The sequence below is a fragment of the Maritimibacter sp. genome (assembly GCF_016774595.1).
GTDB classification, from domain to species: Bacteria; Pseudomonadota; Alphaproteobacteria; order Rhodobacterales; family Rhodobacteraceae; genus Maritimibacter; species Maritimibacter alkaliphilus.
Genome location: NZ_JACBWT010000002.1, coordinates 371489 through 391208, shown reverse-complemented (window position 1 = coordinate 391208; position 19720 = coordinate 371489). Strand labels below are relative to the sequence as shown.

The following is a 19720-nucleotide window of genomic DNA, read 5'->3' as shown; positions in this document are numbered from 1 at the left end:
GGCCCCCCGCATACCCGTTTCACACGCAACGGACGGAGGACAGGATGGACCTGAGCGAACTGGCATTCGGGGGCGGCGGGCTTGACCGTGCCGCGCATCGCAGGGCCGAAGCCGACGCGCTGTTGTCCTCCGGCACCGCCCGCGCGCTTCCGATCTGGCGCGGCAGGCCCCTGATGGCCGGTGTCTCCGGTCCCGGCGGCGATCTGCACCTCGAACTGCTCGCGACCGACCATCCGCTCATCACCGGGCACGACCCGGCGTGGATCTTTCTCGGGCAGCAGGACGGCACCCCGCTTTTCGCCGCCGACATTTCCGCGATGCCTGCCTATTCCCACGCCGCCGACGGCGGACCCGGCGATCCCGGTATGGACATGCCCGCCCCGCCGCTGGGCGACCTGCCCGAAGATGCGCGCTTTCCCGATCTGCGGGCCGCGCTCGCCGGCCTCACCCCGTTCGAAAGCGAACTCGCCGCGACCGCGCGCGGCATTCTCGAATGGCACCGCTCGCACGGCTATTGCGCGGCCTGCGGCGAAAAATCGAACATGGATCAGGCCGGATGGCGCCGGTCCTGTCCGTCCTGCGGGCGCTTCCACTTCCCGCGCACCGACCCGGTGGTCATCATGCTCGTCACCCACGGCAATTCGGTCCTGCTGGGCCGCTCGCCGGGCTGGCCCGGCGGCATGTATTCCCTGCTCGCAGGATTCATGGAGCCGGGGGAAACCGTTTCCGCCGCCGTCGCACGTGAAGTGCAGGAGGAGACCGGGGTCATCGTCGGCCCCTCCCGCATCCTCGCGACGCAACCTTGGCCGTTCCCGGCCTCGCTGATGATCGGCTGCTGGGCCGAAGCCACGCACACCGAAATGACGCTCGACCCGGCCGAGATCGAGGACGCGCACTGGGTCAGCCGCGAGGCGCTTGTGGACATCTTCGCAGGCACACACCCGACGATCCGCAGACCGCGCCGGGGCGCCATCGCTCAGGTTCTGATGAAAAACTGGCTTGCCGGAACGCTCTGACTGCCTCAGAATCGCCCCGAACCACTACTAAAGGGGGCCAACCCCACGGGGCGAGAGCGGGAAAAGGGACAGGCATGCAACTCACCACGCGCGAGGATATCGCGGCGCCGATCGAGGCGGTGTTCGCCAATATCGCCGATTTCGGCTGGTTCGAACGGGCCGCGATGCGCCGCGGCGCCGAGATCGTGCGCACCGATACGCTTCAGGCGCCGGGCGTCGGCATGTCGTGGCACGCGGAATTCGAGTATCGCGGGCGCGAGCGCAAGGCGGATATCGACCTGACCCAATACGACCCGCCCGAGGGCATGACGCTGGTGATGCGCGCCGCCGGGCTGGACGTGGAAGCGGTCATCGAACTGGTGGCCATGTCGCGGACCCGGACCCGGATGAACATCACGATGGAGGCGACGCCGCGCACGATCCCGGCCCGCCTGATGATCCAGTCCGCCAAGCTTGCCAAGACCAACATCCAGAACCGCTATCGCCGCCGGATCGCCGAATTCTGCGCCGACCTCGAAGAGCGGTGCCAGTCGCGCGGGTTCTGAGCGGCCCGCGCCTTCACCCTCCGTGATGAATTTGCATCAATCCTCGAATTGCACCAGCGTGGCATGCAAGGGAGTGCACGCGACATTCGATTTGACCTGATCGCTTCGTTACGGTCCGCGATGGGTATTCGCTTCGACATTGAAAACAAAACTGGTGGAAAAACATGGATTTCGTGACACATGGCGGCGCAAACATAGACCTGAGCGTTGCGGATGACATTACGTCGCCCCGTGTGATTTCCGAGATCGAACAGGGCACCTACGAAGACCGCGAGATGAAGTTCGCGCGCAACGTCATTCAGGACGGGGATCGCGTTCTCGAGCTTGGGGCCGGGCTCGGCTTCGTCTCGACCGTGGTTTGCGGGTCCAAGAAGCCCGCCTATTTCGCGGCGGTCGAAGCCGACGCGCGGCTGATTCCGCATATCCGGCGGACGCATGAGAAGAACGGCGTCACGGGGGTCGAGGTCATCAACGCGGCCTTCGTCGCGGATCGCGACACGCTTGATCGCGGTCATGTGGAGTTCGGCGTGACGAGCGTGTTCTGGGGTTCCGGCATCAACAAGGCCGGGGACAACAACGTCACGACCGTCCGGGTCGACGTTCAGGATGCGTCACGGTTCATCCGCGAGAAGAAGATCAACGTGTTGGTGTCCGACATCGAAGGGGGCGAGCTGGACCTTTTCCGCCATCTCGACTTCGGCCCCATCCGCAAGATCATCATCGAAGTGCACCCGCGCGTCTTCGGCCCCGAAGGCGTGCGCGAAGTGTTTCGCATCCTCGACGACAACGATTTCGTCTATGACGCGCCCAACAGTTCCGGGCCGGTCATCACGTTCCGCAAACAAAAGCCGTTCCCCCGCATTCTCGGACGGCGCAAGTGGCCTTTCGGGCGCCGCTAGGCGCGCTTACCCGTCCCGGCGCGGGTCCGCGGGATAGACGCCCAGAACGTCGAGGTTGCGGGTGAAATACTCCAGCTCTTCGAGCGCGAGTTTCACGTTCTCGTCTTCCGGGTGGCCTTCGATGTCCGAATAGAACCGGGTCGCGGTGAACGAGCCGTCGATCATGTAGCTTTCCAGCTTGGTCATGTTGACGCCGTTGGTCGCGAAGCCGCCCATCGCCTTGTAAAGCGCGGCCGGGATGTTGCGCACTTCAAAGACGAAGGTGGTCATCATCTTGTCGCCGCGCCGGGTAAGATCGGGCTCGCGCCCCATGATGACGAAGCGCGTGGTGTTGTGCCCGTGGTCCTCGATATCGCGGGCCAGAACGTCGAGGCCATAGATCTCGGCGGCGAGAGTCGAGGCGAGCACGCCTTCGCCTTTCACCTTGCGTTCGGCCAGTTCCGCCGCCGCCCCGGCGCTGTCGGCCGCCGCGTGCCCCCGGATGCCATGCGCCTTCAGAAACGCCGCCGATTGCGGCAGCAGGACCAGATGCGCCCGAACGTCCGTGATGTCTTGCAGACGGGCGCCGGGCAGGCCCATCAGTGAAATCCGCACCCGGACGAAGGCCTCGTCGAGAATGTGAAGCCCGCTTTCAGGCAGCAGCCTGTGGATGTCGGCAACCCGGCCATAGGTCGAGTTTTCGACCGGCAGCATCGCCTGTTCGGCCCGGCCTTCGCGCACGGCGGCGATCACATCCTCGAAGGTCGCGCAGGGCAAGGCCTCCATGTCGGGACGCGCCTGTTGGCAGGCCTCGTGCGAATATGCGCCCGGTTCGCCTTGAAACGCTATGATGCCGGTCATGCCCATCCCCTTCCCATGACGTGCGACGCGGCAGACACCATGTCGCATTTCGTCGCGCCTCATACCGCTTGAAACGCCGGGGTTAAAGCGTGTAGACACCCGCGAGACCAGGCATCAGATGGAACGCGACATGTTCGACACAATGACCCTTACCAAGGCCGGCGCCGCCGTTTGCGCCGCGCTGCTGATTTTCCTTTTCGCAAGCTGGGGTGCCGATGCGCTCTATGCCACCTCCGAGGGCGGCCACGGGGAAGAGGGCGAAGAGCACAGCCAAGGCTACGTGATCGCGAACCTCGAGGAATCGAGCGAAGGCGGCGAAGAAGAAGCCGAAGTCAGCTTCGAAGAGGTCTATGCGTCCGCCGATGCCGGTGCGGGCGAGCGCGTGTTCAACAAGTGCCAGTCCTGCCACAAGCTTGACGGTTCCAACGGCACCGGCCCGCATCTGGACGGCGTCGTGGGTCGTGCCGTCGCCGGCGTCGACGGCTTCGGCTACTCCGACGCGATGGCGAGCCACGGTGGCGACTGGACCCCGGAGGCGCTCGACGCCTTCCTCGAAAACCCGCGCAGCAACATCAGCGGCACCAAGATGACCTTCTCGGGTCTCAAGGATATCGAAGACCGCGCGAACGTGATCGCGTATCTCGCCGCGAACCCCTGATCCGCGCAGGACACGGAAATTCAAGGGCCGCCTCGGGGAACCGGGGCGGCCTTTTTCTTGTTTCCGTGTAATGTGCCCGCAATCTATCTCACGAATTCTCGCCTTGAATGTCAGGGCGATGCGGGCTTAGCCTTTTCTCTATCGGACCAGTCCAGAGCGACCAGAGGAGACGCCATGACGCCCCGCCCCGCGCGCGCCGCCACCCAAGCCCGACTTGCAGCCCCGACATTCCCGACGCTGACCGCGATCCTTCTGTCGGGCGCCGCGATCCTTGGCGGGGCCACCGTCGCCCGCGGTCAGGACACGATCGAGACCCACGCGTTTTCGAACTTCGGCGAGGTCAAATATGGCCCGGACATGGAGCATCTGGACTACGTGAACCCGGATGCGCCTAAGGGCGGCGAGATTTCGATCTCGTCCATGGGCACCTTCGACAGCTTCAACAACTACTCGCGCAAGGGCGTGTCGGCCGCGCTCGCCACGATCGGGTCGGAATCGATCCTGACCTCCACCGCCGACGACCCCTACGGCATCTACTGTTTCCTCTGCACGACGATGGAATACCCCGAGGATCTGAAGTGGATCACCTTCAACCTGCGCGACGACGTGACCTTCGCCGACGGCACGCCGATGACCGCCGAGGACGTGCTGTTTTCCTTCAACCTGTTCCTCGAACAGGGCATCACCGAATACCGCCGGATCGTCGAGGGCTTCATCGAGGATGTCGAGATCGTGGACGATCACACGATCACATTCACCTTCACCGATCAGGCGCCGATCCGCGAACGTGTCGGCTTTGCGGGCGGAACCCCGGTCTTCTCGAAGGCGTGGTTCGAGGAAACCGGCACCCGGCTTGACGACAGTTCGGAAGAGCCGTTCATGTCGACGGGCGCCTATGTGCTTGAATCGAAAGACTTCAACCGGCAGATCGTCTATGCGAAGAACCCCGATTACTGGGGCGCGGATCACCCGCTTCAGATCGGCCGCAACAATTTCGACCGCATCCGGGTCGAGTATTTCGCCGACAGTCAGGCCGCGTTCGAGGCGTTCAAGGCCGGGGCCTTCACCTTCCGCGTCGAGAATTCCTCGCTCATCTGGGCGACCGGCTATGATTTCCCGAACCTGAACGACGGCTACGTCATCAAGGAAGAAATCCCCGACGGCACCGTGGGCACCGCCCAAAGCTTCATCTTCAACCTCGACCGCGAGGTCTGGCAGGACAAGCGCGTGCGCGATGCGATCGGCATGATGTTCAACTTCGAATGGTCGAACGAGGCGCTGTTCTATGGCCTTTACGACCGCGTCTATTCCTTCTGGCCCGGCACCGACCTCGCGGCCGAGGGCGTTCCGTCCGAGGGCGAGGTGGAAATCCTTCAGCCGCTCGTCGACGAAGGTCTGCTGGACGCCTCGATCCTGACCGACGAACCGGCGATGCCCCACGTCAACAGCGCGGACGGCAACCGCCCCTCGCGCGGGACCTACCGGGCCGCGGGCGCCCTGCTGGAAGAGGCGGGCTGGATTCCCGGCGACGACGGCGTGCGGCGCAACGAAGCGGGCGAGGTTCTGGCGCTCGAGATCCTGTCCTACGACCCGAATTTCGACCGCATCCTGAACCCCTATATCGAGAACCTTCAGCAACTCGGCGTTCAGGCCAAGCTGGAACGCGTGGACACGGCGCAATATGTCGAGAACCGCCGCGCGGGCGATTTCGACATGACCAGCCACAGCTTTTCGATGGGGTTCGAGCCGGGCATCGGGCTGGAACAATGGTTCGCCTCCAAGACGGCCGACGACAGTTCGCGCAACCTGATGCGTCTCAGGAACGAGGCGGTGGACCGCATCATTCCCACCGTGGTCGATGCCGAGACGCTTGAGGCGCTCGAAACCTCGGTCCATGCGCTCGACCGGACGCTGCGGTCCATCGGCTTCATGGTGCCGCAGTGGTACAAGCCCGTGCATACCGTCGCCTATTTCGATATGTATGGGAAACCCGAGACGATCCCGCCGCTCGATATGGGCTATTTGGATTTCTGGTGGTACGACGCCGAGAAACATCAGGCGCTCAAAGACGCGGGCGTCCTGCGCTAAGGCAAGGACCAAGACCACCCTATGGGCGCCTATATCCTCCGCAGGTTGCTGCTCATCATCCCGACGCTCTTCGGGATCATGGTCATCAACTTCACTCTGACCCAATTCGTCCCCGGCGGGCCGATCGAGCAGATCATCGCGCGCATCGACGGCGAGGGCGACGTGTTCGGCGCCATATCGGGCGGTGCGGGGGAATTCGCCAACGACACCGCGCGAAGCTCGGCGCAAGGGTCGTCGGAATACGCGGGCGCGCGCGGGCTGCCCCCGGAATTCATCGAGGAACTCGAACGCGAATTCGGCTTCGACAAACCGCCGGTCGAACGGTTCTTCACGATGATCTGGAACTACATGCGGCTCGACTTCGGCGAGAGCTACTTCCGATCCATCGGGGTGTTCGAACTGGTGGCCGAGAAACTGCCGGTCTCGATCACGCTGGGCCTGTGGTCGACGCTCATCGCCTATATCGTGTCGATCCCGCTGGGCATCCGCAAAGCGGTGAATGACGGATCGACCTTCGACACATGGACCTCGGGCCTTATCATCGTGGCCTATGCCATCCCCGGCTTCCTGTTCGCGATCCTGCTTCTGGTCCTGTTCGCGGGCGGCACCTACTGGCAGATCTTCCCGCTCAGGGGCCTCACCTCGGACAACTTCGAGGACCTCAGCCTGATCGGCAAAGTGCTCGACTACTTCTGGCACATCGCCCTGCCCGTCTTCGCCTCGACCATCGCCAGCTTCGCGACGCTCACGCTTTTGACCAAGAACAGCTTTCTGGACGAGATCAAGAAGCAGTACGTCATCACCGCGCGCGCCAAGGGCGTGTCGGAACGGCGCGTGCTTTACGGGCACGTCTTCCGCAACGCCATGCTGATCGTGATCGCGGGCTTTCCCGGCCTGTTCATCTCGGTCTTCTTCGGCGGCTCCCTCATCATCGAGACGATCTTCTCGCTCGACGGTCTTGGCCGCCTTGGGTTCGAGGCCGCCGTCGCGCGTGACTATCCGGTAATCTTCGGCACGCTCTTCGTCTTCGGCCTCGTCGGTCTCGTCATCGGCATCTTGTCGGACCTCATGTATGTCTTCGTCGATCCGCGCATCGACTTCGAAAAGCGGGAAGCCTGATGAGCGCCGATCCGAACATGCGTGAACCGGCCCAGACGGCCCCGGCCCCGGTCGCCCCGCGCAAGCGCCCGTTCCTGTCGCCGCTGAACCAGCGGCGCTGGCGCAACTTCAAGCGCAATCGTCGCGCCTTCTGGTCGCTCATCATTTTCGCCATCGTCTTCGGCCTGTCGCTCTTTGCCGAATTCATCGCGAACGACAAACCCATCCTCGTGTCCTATAACGGCAAGCTTCACGCGCCGGTGTTCAAGTTCTATCCCGAGACGGCGTTCGGCGGGGATTTCCGCACCGAAGCGGTCTATGCCGATATCGAGGTCGAATGCCTGATCGTCGCCGCCGGGTCCGAGCTGTGCTGGGACGACCCCGAAGGCACCATCGCGGATGCCGAAGATGGCGAGATCGCGGGCGAGCAGATCACCAAGGGCTGGCTCCTGTGGCCGCCGATCCCCTATTCCTACGACACGATCAACGACATCGGCACCGCGGCGCCCTCGGCCCCCGACGGCGACCATTGGCTCGGCACCGACGACACCGCGCGCGACGTGCTGGCGCGGGTGATCTACGGCTTTCGGCTTTCGGTCTATTTCACCATCATCGTGACCCTCGCCACCTCTCTCATCGGGATCGCGGCGGGCGCAGTGCAAGGCTATTTCGGTGGCTGGCTCGATCTCGTGTTCCAGCGCATTCTGGAAATATGGGCCTCGACCCCGTCGCTTTACGTCATTATCATCCTCTTCGCGATTCTGGGGCGAAGTTTCTGGCTTCTGGTCTTCGTCACCATCCTGTTCGGCTGGCCCGCGCTCGTCGGCGTCGTGCGGGCCGAGTTCCTGCGGGCGCGCAACTTCGAATACGTCCGTGCGGCCAAGGCGCTCGGCGTGTCGAACCGGACCATCATGTTCCGCCATATGCTGCCCAACGCGATGGTCGCCACGCTCACCATGCTGCCCTTCATCATCACCGGCACCATCGGCACGCTCGCCGCGCTCGATTTCCTCGGTTACGGCCTGCCCTCGTCCGCGCCTTCGCTGGGCGAACTCACACGGCAGGCGAAACAGAACCTTCAGGCGCCTTGGCTGGCTTTCACCTCCTTCGTGACCTTCACGGTGCTGCTGTCGCTTCTCGTCTTCATCTTCGAAGGCGTGCGCGATGCCTTCGATCCCCGGAAGACCTTCCAATGAAGCTGCTCGACGTCCGCAACCTCAAGATCGCGTTTCGGCAGGACGGGCAACTCCTGCCCGCCGTCAAAGGCGTGTCCTTCGATGTGATGAAGGGCGAGACGGTCGCACTGGTCGGGGAGTCCGGGTCCGGCAAGTCGGTCACGGCGCTGTCCACCGTGTCGCTCCTGCCCGAAAGCGCCGAGATCGAAGGGTCGATCAAGTATGACGGGCGCGAAATGGTCGGGGCCACGTGGAAGGAGTTGCGCCGCACGCGCGGCAACGACATCAGCTTCATCTTTCAGGAACCGATGACCTCGCTCAACCCTCTGCACACGCTGGAAAAGCAGCTGCGCGAGTCGATCCAGCTGCATCAGGGGCTCGAAGGTCAGGCGTTGCACGACAAGATCGTCGAGCTTCTGGACAAGGTCGGCATTCCGGACCCCGAAAGCCGGCTCAAGAGCTATCCGCACCAGTTGTCGGGCGGTCAACGCCAGCGGGTGATGATCGCGATGGCTCTGGCGAACGGCCCGGACCTGCTGATCGCGGACGAGCCGACCACGGCGCTCGACGTGACCATTCAAGCGCAGATCCTCGACCTACTGGCCGACCTCATCAGGTCCGAGGGAATGAGCCTTCTGTTCATCACGCACGATCTGTCCATCGTCCGCAAATTCGCGGACCGCGTGAACGTGATGAAGGATGGCGAGATCGTCGAGGCCGGGCGCACCGACGAGCTGTTCGCCAACCCGCGCCATCCCTACACCCAGAAACTCCTCTCCGCCGAGGCGACCGGCAAGCCGCTGCCCGTTCCCGAAGGCGCGCAGGAGATCGCGAGCACCAAGGATCTGCGCATCTGGTTCCCGATCGAACGCGGCCTGTTGCGCAAGACGGTCGGGCACATCAAGGCAGTCAATGCCGCCAGCTTTTCGGTGCGCGAGGGCGAGACGGTTGGGATCGTGGGCGAATCCGGCTCCGGCAAGACCACGCTCGCGCTCGCCGTCATGCGGCTTATCTCGTCACAGGGGCCGGTGGTGTTCCTGGGCGACGACATTCAGGGGTGGAAGTCCAAGCAGTTGCGCGGCCTGCGCCGCGACATGCAGATCGTGTTCCAGGACCCATACGGATCGCTTTCGCCCCGCATGACCTGCGAGGAAATCATCGCCGAGGGCCTCGCCGTTCACGGGGTGGAGCCGGGGCGCAACAAGCGCGAAATGGTGGCCGAGATCATGACCGAGGTCGGGCTGAACCCCGAGATGATGCACCGCTACCCGCACGAATTTTCCGGTGGCCAGCGCCAGCGCATCGCCATCGCACGCGCCATGATCCTGCGTCCGCGCCTTGTCGTGCTGGACGAGCCGACATCGGCTTTGGATATGACGGTGCAGGTGCAGATCGTCGATCTGCTGCGGCGTTTGCAGGAAAAGTACAAGCTCGCCTATCTGTTCATTTCCCACGACCTGAAGGTCGTGCGCGCCCTCAGCCACAAGGTGCTGGTGATGAAGTCCGGCGACGTGGTGGAGCAGGGCGACGTGGATCAGGTGTTCGACGCACCCAAGACCGACTACACCAAGGCGCTCATGGCGGCGGCGTTCGAGATCAAGGCAGCGGACGGCGCTGCGATGTAGCGCGGCGGGGTCCGGTGCGGACCGGGACTAGCTCGCCCCGGCCTCGATCACCGTGCAGGACGTGTCGCGCACCGAGAGCCGCCGACAGGCGAGTTCGGCGCTTTCCTTGGTCATGCCCACGAAGTTCGCGTTGAACCCCTGACGCGACTTGCCGACCTTGCGCAGCGCCTCGCCAAGGGTCGCGAGCTCCGAAAGGGCGGTCCTGAGGAGCACCTTCTCGGCCTCGTATTGGGTCGTGTAGATGCCGACGTTGATGCCCCAGTGACGCCCGCCCGAGGTGGACATGCGTGTGACCAGTTCCGGGGCAGCCGGGGCGGCGGCGCCCGAGCTTTCCACGCTGACGAGGATCATGTCGTCGGGCCGTGCGGGCGGGACCGGCGCGATCTCCGGCGCAGCGAGCGAGGCATTGATGATCGGCGTCGCGTCGTCTTGCGCGATCGGCGGGGTTTCCGTCGCCGCGCTCGCCTCGGCCACCTCTTGCGGCGCGGTCTGCGGCGTCATCGCGGGGTCGGGCTGCGGCGTCTCGGCCGGGTCTGCGACCGTCGCCACCTCGACCGTTTCGCCCGACTCTGTCGGTTCCGTCGTCTCCGCTTCGGCCACCGTGGCCGCGTCCGTCTCGGCCACATCAGGCGCCGCGAGAATGCCTGCGATCACGTCCTCTACCGCTTCAGATGTCGCGGGGTCGAAGGCCATGCCGGGGCGCGGTCTGGGGCGGATCGATTTGGCCGGCGCTCCGACGACGCGGATCGTCTTGCCCGCCCCGCCCGGCTCGTCGAGCTCGTTGTTCGCGACCAGCGGCGCCGAGGCACCAAGTCCGCTGTTGCCCATATAGGGCGGCTTCGACGGCGGTCGCACGGCGACGTTGTTGCCGGCCTGTCTGAAGCCCATGTCCAGAAGCTCGGCCATCTGCGCGTCGCGCGACGGGCCGGACGTGCCGCCGAAGATCGTCGCGATGATGCGCTTGTTGCCGCGATGCGCGCTGGCGGTCAGGTTCGACCCCGAAGCGCGGGTGTAGCCGGTCTTGATGCCGTCCGCGCCCTCATAGGTCGTGAGGAACCGGCGGTTGGTGCTGGGCACCGTCTTGACGCCGACATCGGCGGAGGTGCGCGAGAACAGGTTGTAATACTGCGGGTAGTCGTAGAACAGGTGCCGCCCCAGCGTGGTCATGTCCCGCGCGGTGGACAGGTGCCCTTCGGCGGTCAGGCCGTGCATGTTCTCGAAATGCGTGCGCGTCATGCCCAGCGCCTTGGCGGTGCGGTTCATCCGGGCGGCGAAGGCCTCTTCCGACCCCGAGATCGCTTCGCCCAGCGCCGTGGCGGCGTCGTTCGCGGATTTGACGGCGGCGGCGCGGATCAGGTGGCGCAGTCGCACCTGCGAGCCTTCGCGGAACCCGATTTTCGACGGCGGCTCGGCCGAAGCATTGCGGGAGATCGTCACGAGACTGTCGAGGGAAATCTCGCCATGCTCGACCGCCTCGAACACGATGTAGAGCGTCATCATCTTGGTGAGCGAGGCAGGGTGCAGCCGCGCATCGGCGTTGCGTTCATGCAGCACCTGCCCGGATCGCGCATCCACCACCAGCGCGGCGTAGGGCGCGGCGAGCGCGGGCGCACCGGCCAGCGTCAGGGCCACCACGATGAATGCCAGAAAAGTGCGGACTGCCTGCCCGACACGACGAAGAGCGTCGCTTGCCATCACTGCCTCATTCCCCGGACGGTTGTTTTTTTTGATGTCCGGATTTTTCTGCTTGGGTGAAGCGTAGCACGGCCCCTGAGCCGAGAAAACAGTTAAGTCTCAGTTGCTTTGCCGAAAGACATCATGCCGCGCTCAACATCTAGCGTGTCCCATTTGGTGCACCGCGAGATGCTGGAATGTGGCGACATTGTGTCAAGCCGGCGGACCTGAAAGGCGCGGGCGGCGGGGCCGCCCGCACAGGATTTGCGCCGCGCCGACTGCGTCGGCCCGTCGCGGTGGCGAGGGGACCAGTCCCCTCGCGCTCCCCTGAAGTATTTTCGAAACGAAGAAGAGGTCAGTCGAGGCTTGCGAGGATGGCCGGGAGGGCACCCAGCCGGGGGATTTCGCGAAAGCGTGGGTGCTCCGTCGGGGGCTCGGCATGTTCGAAGGACCATGTAAGGTCATGCGGGACATGGGTGCCCCAGGCCCCCGCTTCGATCACCGGAAGCACATCTGACTTTAGCGAATTGCCGACCATCATCGCGGTGTCCGGCTCCACCTCGCGCCGCCGGAAAATCTCGGAATAGACCGGGGGCGTCTTGTCCGACACGATCTCGACCCCGTCGAACAGGTCGCCTAGGCCGGATTGCGCCAGCTTGCGCTCCTGATCCAGAAGGTCGCCCTTGGTGATGAGCAGGATATGGTGGCTTTCGGCCAGCGCGCCCACGGTCTCCTCGACATCCGGCAAAAGCTCGATCGGGTGCGAGAGCATCTCCTGCCCCGCCGCGATGATCTCGGCGATCACCGTCGCGGGCACCCGTGCCTCGGTCACTTCGATGGCGGTCTCGATCATCGACAGCACGAAGCCCTTGATGCCGAACCCGTAGTGCCCGAGGTTGCGCCGTTCAGCCGCCATGAGCCGCTCTTCCAGATGCCCGCGCTCGGCGTGATCGGCCAGAAGGTCCGCGAATCGTTCCTGCGTCAGGCGGAAAAATTGCTCGTTCTGCCAGAGCGTATCGTCGGCATCGAATGCGATTGTCTTTATTTTTCCTGCCATTGTGACCACTCCCTGCCGAAGGCCCCCTTTATTTGCGTGGCCACCCCATTATATTGTCGGCCTCATGCGGGCAAATTGCGATCACATGGAGAGCGGATTGGCGAGCGACCTCAAACTCATGGCTGACGAACCGAACGGCCCGCCGGGCGGGGACACCCAGCTTGCGGTCCGGCCCAAGGCCAAGTCCAAACGCCCGCCGCTTTACAAGGTGCTGCTCATCAATGACGATTTCACCCCGATGGAATTCGTCGTCATGGTGCTGGAGCGGTTCTTCGGCATGAACCACGCGCAGGCGTTCGAGATCATGCTGACGGTCCACAAGAAGGGGCTCGCGGTGGTCGGCGTGTTCTCCTACGAGATCGCCGAGACCAAGGTGAATCAGGTGATGGAAATGGCCCGTCAGTACCAGCACCCCTTGCAATGCACGATGGAGCGGGAATAGCCCGCCATGTCATCCGCCAGACTATCGCACGCGCTGGAGACCGGCGCGCTCGTGCTGCCCGAAGGTCGCATCGCGGTCTTCGGCCCGCCGATCGGCGCGGACCTGTCGCCGCTGGAGCGTGACCGTGTCGACATCGTGAGCCGGTTCTTTCCCGATGCGCGCTACTGGCAGGGGTTGGGCTACAGGGTCTTGCAGGCGCCCGAGGGCACGTATGCGACCGCGCTGGTGTTCCTGCCCCGCGCCAAGGATGCCGCGCGCGCCCTTCTGGCGCAGGCTTCGGGCTGTGCCGGGTTCCTGATCGTGGACGGGCAGAAAACCGATGGTGTGGATTCGATCCTGAAGGCGGTCAAAACCGTGGCCGGAACGGTTGGCGTCACCTCGAAATCCCACGGCAAACTGTTCTGGCTCGCCGCACCGGACTTTCCGGGGTGGGCGGGTCAGGCACGCACGGTCGAGGGCTTCGTCACACGCCCGGGCGTGTTTTCGGCGGACGGGCCCGACAAAGGCTCGCGCGCGCTGGTCGACGCGCTTCCCGCGCTTTCGGGCCGGGTGGTCGACCTCGGCGCAGGCTGGGGGTTTCTCGCGCGCCACATCCTGACCTCGGACAAGGTGACCGCGCTCGATCTGGTCGAGGCCGATCTGACCGCGCTCGACTGTGCGCGTGAGAACGTGACCGACCCGCGGGCGTCGTTCCACTGGGCCGATGCGACGGATTACCGGCCCGACTCCCCGGTCGATGTCGTCGTCTCGAACCCGCCGTTTCACACCGGGCGCGCCGGCGACCCCGGCCTTGGCCGCGCCTTCATCGCATCGGCCGCGGCCATGCTTGCCCCGACCGGCACTTTCTGGATGGTCGCCAACCGCCATTTGCCCTATGAGGACGCGCTGACCGCCCAGTTCCGCGAGGTGGACGAGGTCGGCGGCACGCCGGGCTTCAAGGTGATCCGCGCGTCGAAACCCCTTCGCAGCCGGACCTGAATGCCCCTAGTCTCGACCCCGGTGAATCAGGAGACCTGAATGTCCTTTTCTATCACGGGCAAGACCGTCATCGTCACGGGCGCCGCCAATGGCGTCGGCCTCGCCATCGCCCGCCATCTGGCCGAGTCCGGCGCCAACGTCATGTGCGCCGACATGGACGAGGTGAAGCTGGCCGAGGAGTTCGGCTCCAACCCCGATATGGACGTGCTGCCCGCCGCCGGGGCCGACCCGGTCGAGGAAGAAGCCTCGAAGGTGCGCATCTTCGCGGGCGACCTGCGCGAAAAGCTGACCATCGCCAATCTGCTGTCGGCCACAATCGACGCCTTCGACCGGGTCGACATCCTCGTCAACGCCTCGCGTCAGGTGATCGCGATGGACCCGCTGGACAGCGAAGACAAGACCGTCGAAACCCTGATCGACCAGAACCTGATGACCGCGCTCAAGCTCAGTCAGGCCGTCGCCAAGCGGATGATCCAGCAGGCGAAGGACGAGGATGCCGAAGAGCCGCCGCAATCCATCGGTGCCATCGTCAACCTGACCTCGATTGCCGCGACACGCACCCGGCCCGCGCTGATGGGGTTCTCCATCGCATCGGCCGCGCTGGAACAGATGACCCGCTCCATGGCCGTCGCGCTCGCCCCGCACAAGATCCGGGTGAACGCGGTCGGCTTCGGTTCGGTCATGTCGACGAGCCTGCGCGAAGCCTGCGCGGCCGATCCGAACCTGCGCGAAGAGGTCATCCACGGCACCCCGCTGGGCCGGATCGCCGAGGCGAGCGAGGTGGCGGAAGCCGTTCATTTCCTCGCCGCCGATGCCTCGCGCTTCATGACCGGACAGGTGGTGATGGTCGACGGTGGGCGCACGGTGATCGACGTGGTGGACAGCGACCGGCACTAGACGCCGGCGAACCGGTCCGCGCCTTCGGGCCGTCCTGCACAAGCGGTCGGTTCCGCGCCGCGCGCCGGTTTTCCGGCCGGTTCATCCGGCAGGCAAACCCCCTGTTCAGGGGGATGTCTCAACGCCCGGCGAAACCCTATCCATAAGGCGATGCGCCGCCTGCGGTGCACAGCACCAAGGGGGTTTCCATGAATCATTCCGGACGCATTCTCGCGGCGACGGCCGCACTCGCGGCAGCGACGTCCATGTCGGGCTGTGCGCTCTTCGGTATCGGGCCGGGCGGGTCCACCGCCGACCCGGTGGCAACCGCGGCCCTGGCGGTCCAGACCCGCGACGATTTCAACGCCTTGGCCAGCGTGGATTCGACGCTGCCCACGAGCGGTGAAGCCAATTACTCGGGCTTCATGGCGGGTGTCGTGAAGGACACGCAGTTCACCGGCGGTAACCCGACCCAGATCGGGCGCATGCTGGTCGGCGACGCGAATTTCGAGGTCGCATTCATGGCCAGCGACGTCGACTTCTCGGGCACGGTCAGCAACATCCTCGCCAAGGACGAGACCGACCAGAACGAGTTCTACATCGCCCTCACCTCCGGCACGGCAGCCGACGTTCAGGCGCTTCTCGAAACCTATGACGGCACCAGCGGCGAGCTGACCTTCACCAACGGTCGCCTCGATACGCCGGTCGGCACCACCAAGAACATCACGTCCGACGTATCGGGCACGGTCACGCACAACGGCGACGCCATCGAATTCGGCGGCACCACCCGGGGCTATTTCATCGGCGCGAACGGGGAAGGCATGTTCGTGAACGCGGAAACGCACGAAGGGCTGACCATCAAGGAAAACGGCGTCGACCGTTTCGGCGACTTCGGCATCCGGCTCGTCGAAACGAACTGATCCGGCGACGGCCCCGGTCCGATGAGGATCGGGGCCACGCCTGCGGACGATGGACAAATCCCGCTTAACATCCTAGAGTTGTAGCGGGGATACATGCCTAGCGCATGGGATGAGGGCCGAACGACCCGAAAGGGATGCCATGTCCTGTGCCCGCGCCCTGCCCTTCGTCCTTCTTCTGTCCGCCTGCGCCGCCCAGTCCGGCAGCAACGCTTCGCCCGAGGTCATCACAAGCAGCGTCGCCGACGTCATCGCCGACCTGTCGGGCGTCGGGGCGGCGCCCGCCACCATGCCCACCTCGGGCGGCGCGACCTATACCGGCTACGCGACCGCCTTCGTCAAGGAAACGATCTCCGATCAGATCGGGCGTCAACTTGTCGGCACCGCCGCGCTGGATGCGACCTTCACGGCGGCGGGGTCGCGGATCGACGGCTCGGTCAGCAACATGCTCGGCAAGACCGGGGTGAACCAGACCGAGCTGTTCAGCGCGATCCAGAACGGGCACGCTGGCGACATCGAAGACATCCTCGCCGATTACAGCGAGGCGACGGGCCAGATCGCGGTCGAAAGCACCGGCGCAAGCGGGGCCAATTTCGAGGTGACGATCGACGGCACGATCACGCATGAGGGCGACGCGCTGCATTTCGACGGGCGTGGCACCGGCAATTTCTCGGGCGACGGGGCGACGGGCGTTCAGGTCACGGGCACCGCAGGAGGTGCGGGGAACATGACGCTGACCGAAAACAACGCGCTGCGCGCCGGAACGCTCGCTGTGGTCGCGGCACAGTAGTCCATTTACCTGCGCGGACGCTTGGCATAGGCAAGGCCCGTTGCAGGAGGACCGCCGATGACCGACATGATGGACGACCAGAAAGCTCGCGCAAGCGCGTGGTTCCGGGACTTACGCGACCGGATCGTCGCGGCCTTCGAGGCGCTCGAAGACAGCCAGACGACCGGCCCCTTCGCCGAAAACGCGCCGGGCCGGTTCGAGGTCAAATCGACCACCCGCACCTCCGACGACGGCTCGGACGCGGGCGGCGGGCTGATGTCGGTCATGCGCGGCGGGCGCGTGTTCGAAAAGGTCGGCGTCAACATCTCGACCGTCTACGGCGTGCTGGGCGAGGCGGCCCAGAAAAGCATGGCCGCGCGCGGCGTGCCGGGGATCGAGGCGGACCCGAGCTTCTGGGCCTCGGGCATTTCGCTCGTCGCCCATATGCAAAACCCCCATAGCCCGGCGGTGCATATGAACACGCGGATGTTCTGGACCCCCGGCGCATGGTGGTTCGGCGGCGGCGCGGACCTGAACCCCTGCATCGAATACGATGAGGATACCGCGCATTTCCACGCCGCAATGAAGGCGGGCTGCGACCCGCACGACCCGGCCTATTACGACCGCTACAAGGCCTGGGCGGACGAGTATTTCTACATCCCGCACCGCCGCCGCGCGCGCGGTGTCGGCGGCATCTTCTACGACGACCACAACACCGGCGACTGGGAGGCCGACTTCGCCTTCACACAGGACGTCGGGCGCGCCTTCCTCCCCGCCTTCCTGCCGGTGACGGAGAGGCGCCGCGACACGCCCTGGGACGAGGCCGACAAGGACACGCAACTCGTGCACCGCGGCCTATATGCCGAGTACAACCTCGTCTACGACCGCGGCACCAAATTCGGCCTCGCCACCAGCCACGACCCGGACGCGGTTCTGATGAGCCTGCCCCCGCTCGCCAAGTGGGTGTGAGACGGCAGAGGGGGGCTGTCTGCCCCCCACGGCGGCAAGCCGCCGTTCCCCCCGAAGGTTTCCGGAAACAGAGAAGGGGCGGCCGTTAACCTTAATGCGCCCGTCCCCTCTTCTCTGTTTCAAAAAACCTCGGGGGAGTCGGCCAGCTTGCTGGACGACGGGGGCAGCGCCCCCTGACGGCGAAAGCGCGGGATCGGGCGGCAAGGTCCGGTAGACGCCCGTCCGGCCAGCCACTAAATTCGACCAGACTCACCCGGAGGCCAAATGTCCGACAGCACCGAATATCAGGTTCTCGCCCGCAAATACCGGCCCGAGACCTTCGCCGACCTGATCGGGCAGGAGGCGATGGTGCGCACGCTGCGCAACGCCTTCGCGGCGGACCGGATCGCGCAGGCCTTCGTGATGACCGGCATCCGGGGGATCGGCAAGACGACGACGGCACGGATCATCGCCAAGGGGATGAACTGCATCGGTCCGGATGGGACCGGCGGCCCCACGGTCGAGCCCTGCGGGGAGTGCGAGCATTGCGTGGCCATCGCCGAGGGGCGCCATGTCGACGTGATGGAGATGGACGCGGCCTCGCGCACCGGCGTCGGGGATATTCGCGAGATCATCGACAGCGTGCATTACCGGGCGGCCAGCGCGCGCTACAAGATCTACATCATCGACGAGGTTCACATGCTGTCGACGAGCGCGTTCAACGCGCTTCTGAAGACGCTCGAGGAACCGCCGGCGCATGTGAAGTTCATCTTCGCCACCACCGAGATCCGCAAGGTGCCCGTCACGGTCCTGTCGCGCTGTCAGCGGTTCGACCTGCGCCGGATCGAGCCCGAGGACATGATCGGCCTGTTGCGCCGGATCGCCACCGAAGAAAAGGCCGAGATCGCGGACGACGCCCTCGCGCTCATCACCCGCGCCGCCGAAGGCTCGGCGCGCGATGCCACGTCGCTTCTCGATCAGGCGATCAGCCACGGGGCGGGCGAGACAACGGCGGATCAGGTGCGCGCCATGTTGGGTCTGGCCGACCGGGGCCGTGTGCTCGACCTGATCGACATGATCCTACGCGGCGACGCCGCGGGCGCGCTGGCCGAGCTTTCCGCGCAATATGCCGATGGGGCCGACCCGATGGCGGTGCTGCGCGATCTGGCCGAGGTCACGCATTGGGTCAGCGTCATCAAGATCACGCCCGAGGCCGCCGAAGACCCGACCGTGTCCCCGGACGAACGCGCGCGCGGTCAGGCGATGGCCGAGGCGTTGTCGCAGCGTGTTTTGGCCCGGATGTGGCAGATGCTCCTCAAGGCGATCGAAGAGGTCGGCATGGCCCCCAACGCCATGATGGCCGCCGAGATGGCGGTGATCCGTCTGACCCATGTGTCCGACCTGCCCTCGCCCGAGGAACTGGTGAAGAAGTTGCAGGAAACGCCGCCCCCACCCCCCACCGCACCCGCAGGTGGCCCGGCGCCGGGTGGCGGGTCCACCAACGGCTACGCGACCAGCCGCGCGCCGTCGGGCGGTGGCGGGACCGTGACCGCGCTCGCCCCGCAGGCCGAGAACGCGCTGGCCCGCTATCCGACCTTCGAGAGCGTCGTGCGGCTGATCCGCGCGAACCGCGATGTGAAGCTGTTGGTCGAGGTCGAGACCTGCATCCGGCTTGCCGCCTACCAGCCTGGCCGGATCGAATTCACGCCGACGCCCGACGCCCCCCGCGACCTCGCCGCGCGTCTGGCGCAGCGGCTTCAGGGCTGGACCGGCGCGCGCTGGGGCGTCTCGCTCGTCAACGACGCCGATGCGCCGACCATCGCCGAGACCCGCGATGCCGAGGAGAACGAGATCAAGGCCAAGGCGACCGAGCACCCGTTGGTGCAGGCCGTCCTCGCCGCCTTTCCCAAGGCGCGCATCACCGAAATCCGCACCCCGGACGAGTTGGAGGCCGAGGCGCAGGTCGAGGCGCTGCCCGAGGTCGAGGACGAATGGGACCCGTTCGAGGATGGGTGAGGTGCCTGCACCTCACCCCGCGCGAGCAGTCCGGTTTACATCGCAAACCTGAATGTCGCGCCCCGAATACATTCTTGGCGTCCAGCCTTGTGGCCCCGC

The 19720-nt window shown here is 65.2% G+C and carries 18 protein-coding genes; 15 read left to right on the top strand and 3 right to left on the bottom strand.

Annotated features, from left to right (window positions below):
* Positions 1-44: 44 nt before the first annotated feature.
* From nudC to HOY44_RS13120, 3 genes are all read left to right on the top strand, one after another.
* A complete protein-coding gene (gene nudC, locus HOY44_RS13130) occupies positions 45-1016 on the top strand; it encodes an NAD(+) diphosphatase (protein ID WP_287435145.1) in 972 nt (323 codons plus the stop codon).
* A 74-nt stretch (positions 1017-1090) separates the two neighbouring features.
* Positions 1091-1561, top strand: coding sequence for an SRPBCC family protein (locus HOY44_RS13125; protein WP_287435142.1), 471 nt, complete (start codon positions 1091-1093; stop codon positions 1559-1561).
* A 164-nt stretch (positions 1562-1725) separates the two neighbouring features.
* Positions 1726-2460 carry an FkbM family methyltransferase gene (locus HOY44_RS13120; protein WP_287435140.1) on the top strand — a complete coding sequence of 245 codons (735 nt, stop codon included), beginning with the start codon at positions 1726-1728 and terminating at the stop codon, positions 2458-2460.
* A 6-nt stretch (positions 2461-2466) separates the two neighbouring features.
* Here HOY44_RS13120 and HOY44_RS13115 read toward each other — a convergent pair whose 3' ends face one another.
* Positions 2467-3300, bottom strand: a complete 834-nt coding sequence (locus tag HOY44_RS13115; protein WP_040884694.1) for a prephenate dehydratase — start codon at positions 3298-3300, stop codon at positions 2467-2469.
* 130 nt (positions 3301-3430) lie between these two features.
* On the opposite strand from HOY44_RS13115, the gene HOY44_RS13110 reads away from it, so the two are divergent.
* The 5 genes from HOY44_RS13110 (at position 3431) to HOY44_RS13090 (ending at position 9944) form a co-directional block, all read left to right on the top strand.
* Positions 3431-3958, top strand: a complete 528-nt coding sequence (locus HOY44_RS13110; protein WP_040885615.1) for a c-type cytochrome — start codon at positions 3431-3433, stop codon at positions 3956-3958.
* 174 nt (positions 3959-4132) lie between these two features.
* Positions 4133-6046, top strand: coding sequence for an extracellular solute-binding protein (locus HOY44_RS13105; RefSeq protein WP_287435136.1), 1914 nt, complete (start codon positions 4133-4135; stop codon positions 6044-6046).
* A 21-nt stretch (positions 6047-6067) separates the two neighbouring features.
* Entirely contained in the window at positions 6068-7165 is a 1098-nt protein-coding gene (locus tag HOY44_RS13100) for a microcin C ABC transporter permease YejB (protein WP_008331147.1), read from the top strand.
* 17 nt (positions 7166-7182) lie between these two features.
* The gene (locus tag HOY44_RS13095; protein WP_235889138.1) at positions 7183-8340 is read left to right on the top strand and encodes an ABC transporter permease; all 1158 of its coding nucleotides are present in this window, start codon (positions 7183-7185) and stop codon (positions 8338-8340) included.
* Positions 8337-9944, top strand: a complete 1608-nt coding sequence (locus HOY44_RS13090; protein WP_287435132.1) for an ABC transporter ATP-binding protein — start codon at positions 8337-8339, stop codon at positions 9942-9944. The genes HOY44_RS13095 and HOY44_RS13090 overlap by 4 nt, the downstream gene beginning before the upstream one ends.
* 27 nt (positions 9945-9971) lie before the next feature.
* On the opposite strand, the gene HOY44_RS13085 is transcribed toward HOY44_RS13090, so the two are convergent.
* Positions 9972-11639, bottom strand: a complete 1668-nt coding sequence (locus HOY44_RS13085; protein ID WP_287435130.1) for a D-alanyl-D-alanine carboxypeptidase family protein — start codon at positions 11637-11639, stop codon at positions 9972-9974.
* A gap of 334 nt (positions 11640-11973) precedes the next feature.
* Positions 11974-12675 carry an HAD family hydrolase gene (locus HOY44_RS13080; protein ID WP_287435128.1) on the bottom strand — a complete coding sequence of 234 codons (702 nt, stop codon included), beginning with the start codon at positions 12673-12675 and terminating at the stop codon, positions 11974-11976.
* 118 nt (positions 12676-12793) lie between these two features.
* Between HOY44_RS13080 and clpS the strand changes: the two genes are divergently transcribed.
* From clpS to HOY44_RS13045, 7 genes are all read left to right on the top strand, one after another.
* Positions 12794-13117, top strand: coding sequence for an ATP-dependent Clp protease adapter ClpS (gene clpS / locus HOY44_RS13075; RefSeq protein WP_138423812.1), 324 nt, complete (start codon positions 12794-12796; stop codon positions 13115-13117).
* 6 nt (positions 13118-13123) lie between these two features.
* Complete coding sequence (locus tag HOY44_RS13070) at positions 13124-14095, top strand: class I SAM-dependent methyltransferase (RefSeq protein WP_287435126.1); 972 nt, start codon at positions 13124-13126, stop codon at positions 14093-14095.
* Positions 14096-14134: 39 nt separating this feature from the next.
* Complete coding sequence (locus HOY44_RS13065; RefSeq protein WP_138423814.1) at positions 14135-14992, top strand: SDR family NAD(P)-dependent oxidoreductase; 858 nt, start codon at positions 14135-14137, stop codon at positions 14990-14992.
* A gap of 188 nt (positions 14993-15180) precedes the next feature.
* The gene (locus HOY44_RS13060; RefSeq protein ID WP_287435123.1) at positions 15181-15891 is read left to right on the top strand and encodes a hypothetical protein; all 711 of its coding nucleotides are present in this window, start codon (positions 15181-15183) and stop codon (positions 15889-15891) included.
* Positions 15892-16030: 139 nt separating this feature from the next.
* Positions 16031-16678, top strand: coding sequence for a hypothetical protein (locus HOY44_RS13055; protein WP_287435121.1), 648 nt, complete (start codon positions 16031-16033; stop codon positions 16676-16678).
* Positions 16679-16735: 57 nt separating this feature from the next.
* The gene (gene hemF / locus HOY44_RS13050; protein ID WP_287435118.1) at positions 16736-17626 is read left to right on the top strand and encodes an oxygen-dependent coproporphyrinogen oxidase; all 891 of its coding nucleotides are present in this window, start codon (positions 16736-16738) and stop codon (positions 17624-17626) included.
* Between the two features lie 264 nt (positions 17627-17890).
* A complete protein-coding gene (locus HOY44_RS13045) occupies positions 17891-19621 on the top strand; it encodes a DNA polymerase III subunit gamma/tau (protein ID WP_287435116.1) in 1731 nt (576 codons plus the stop codon).
* Positions 19622-19720 lie beyond the last annotated feature (99 nt).

What these genes read in the sequence shown, in the direction of transcription:
- hemF (WP_287435118.1), top strand. Translation starts at nt 16,736, where the DNA reads ATGACCGACATGATGGACGACCAGAAAGCTCGCGCAAGCGCGTGGTTC.
- HOY44_RS13070 (WP_287435126.1), top strand. Translation starts at nt 13,124, where the DNA reads ATGTCATCCGCCAGACTATCGCACGCGCTGGAGACCGGCGCGCTCGTG.
- nudC (WP_287435145.1), top strand. Translation starts at nt 45, where the DNA reads ATGGACCTGAGCGAACTGGCATTCGGGGGCGGCGGGCTTGACCGTGCC.
- HOY44_RS13085 (WP_287435130.1), bottom strand. Translation starts at nt 11,639, where the DNA reads ATGGCAAGCGACGCTCTTCGTCGTGTCGGGCAGGCAGTCCGCACTTTT.
- HOY44_RS13100 (WP_008331147.1), top strand. Translation starts at nt 6,068, where the DNA reads ATGGGCGCCTATATCCTCCGCAGGTTGCTGCTCATCATCCCGACGCTC.
- HOY44_RS13125 (WP_287435142.1), top strand. Translation starts at nt 1,091, where the DNA reads ATGCAACTCACCACGCGCGAGGATATCGCGGCGCCGATCGAGGCGGTG.
- HOY44_RS13095 (WP_235889138.1), top strand. Translation starts at nt 7,183, where the DNA reads ATGCGTGAACCGGCCCAGACGGCCCCGGCCCCGGTCGCCCCGCGCAAG.
- HOY44_RS13065 (WP_138423814.1), top strand. Translation starts at nt 14,135, where the DNA reads ATGTCCTTTTCTATCACGGGCAAGACCGTCATCGTCACGGGCGCCGCC.
- HOY44_RS13090 (WP_287435132.1), top strand. Translation starts at nt 8,337, where the DNA reads ATGAAGCTGCTCGACGTCCGCAACCTCAAGATCGCGTTTCGGCAGGAC.
- HOY44_RS13120 (WP_287435140.1), top strand. Translation starts at nt 1,726, where the DNA reads ATGGATTTCGTGACACATGGCGGCGCAAACATAGACCTGAGCGTTGCG.
- HOY44_RS13045 (WP_287435116.1), top strand. Translation starts at nt 17,891, where the DNA reads ATGTCCGACAGCACCGAATATCAGGTTCTCGCCCGCAAATACCGGCCC.
- HOY44_RS13105 (WP_287435136.1), top strand. Translation starts at nt 4,133, where the DNA reads ATGACGCCCCGCCCCGCGCGCGCCGCCACCCAAGCCCGACTTGCAGCC.
- HOY44_RS13080 (WP_287435128.1), bottom strand. Translation starts at nt 12,675, where the DNA reads ATGGCAGGAAAAATAAAGACAATCGCATTCGATGCCGACGATACGCTC.
- HOY44_RS13115 (WP_040884694.1), bottom strand. Translation starts at nt 3,300, where the DNA reads ATGACCGGCATCATAGCGTTTCAAGGCGAACCGGGCGCATATTCGCAC.
- HOY44_RS13110 (WP_040885615.1), top strand. Translation starts at nt 3,431, where the DNA reads ATGTTCGACACAATGACCCTTACCAAGGCCGGCGCCGCCGTTTGCGCC.
- HOY44_RS13055 (WP_287435121.1), top strand. Translation starts at nt 16,031, where the DNA reads ATGTCCTGTGCCCGCGCCCTGCCCTTCGTCCTTCTTCTGTCCGCCTGC.
- clpS (WP_138423812.1), top strand. Translation starts at nt 12,794, where the DNA reads ATGGCTGACGAACCGAACGGCCCGCCGGGCGGGGACACCCAGCTTGCG.
- HOY44_RS13060 (WP_287435123.1), top strand. Translation starts at nt 15,181, where the DNA reads ATGAATCATTCCGGACGCATTCTCGCGGCGACGGCCGCACTCGCGGCA.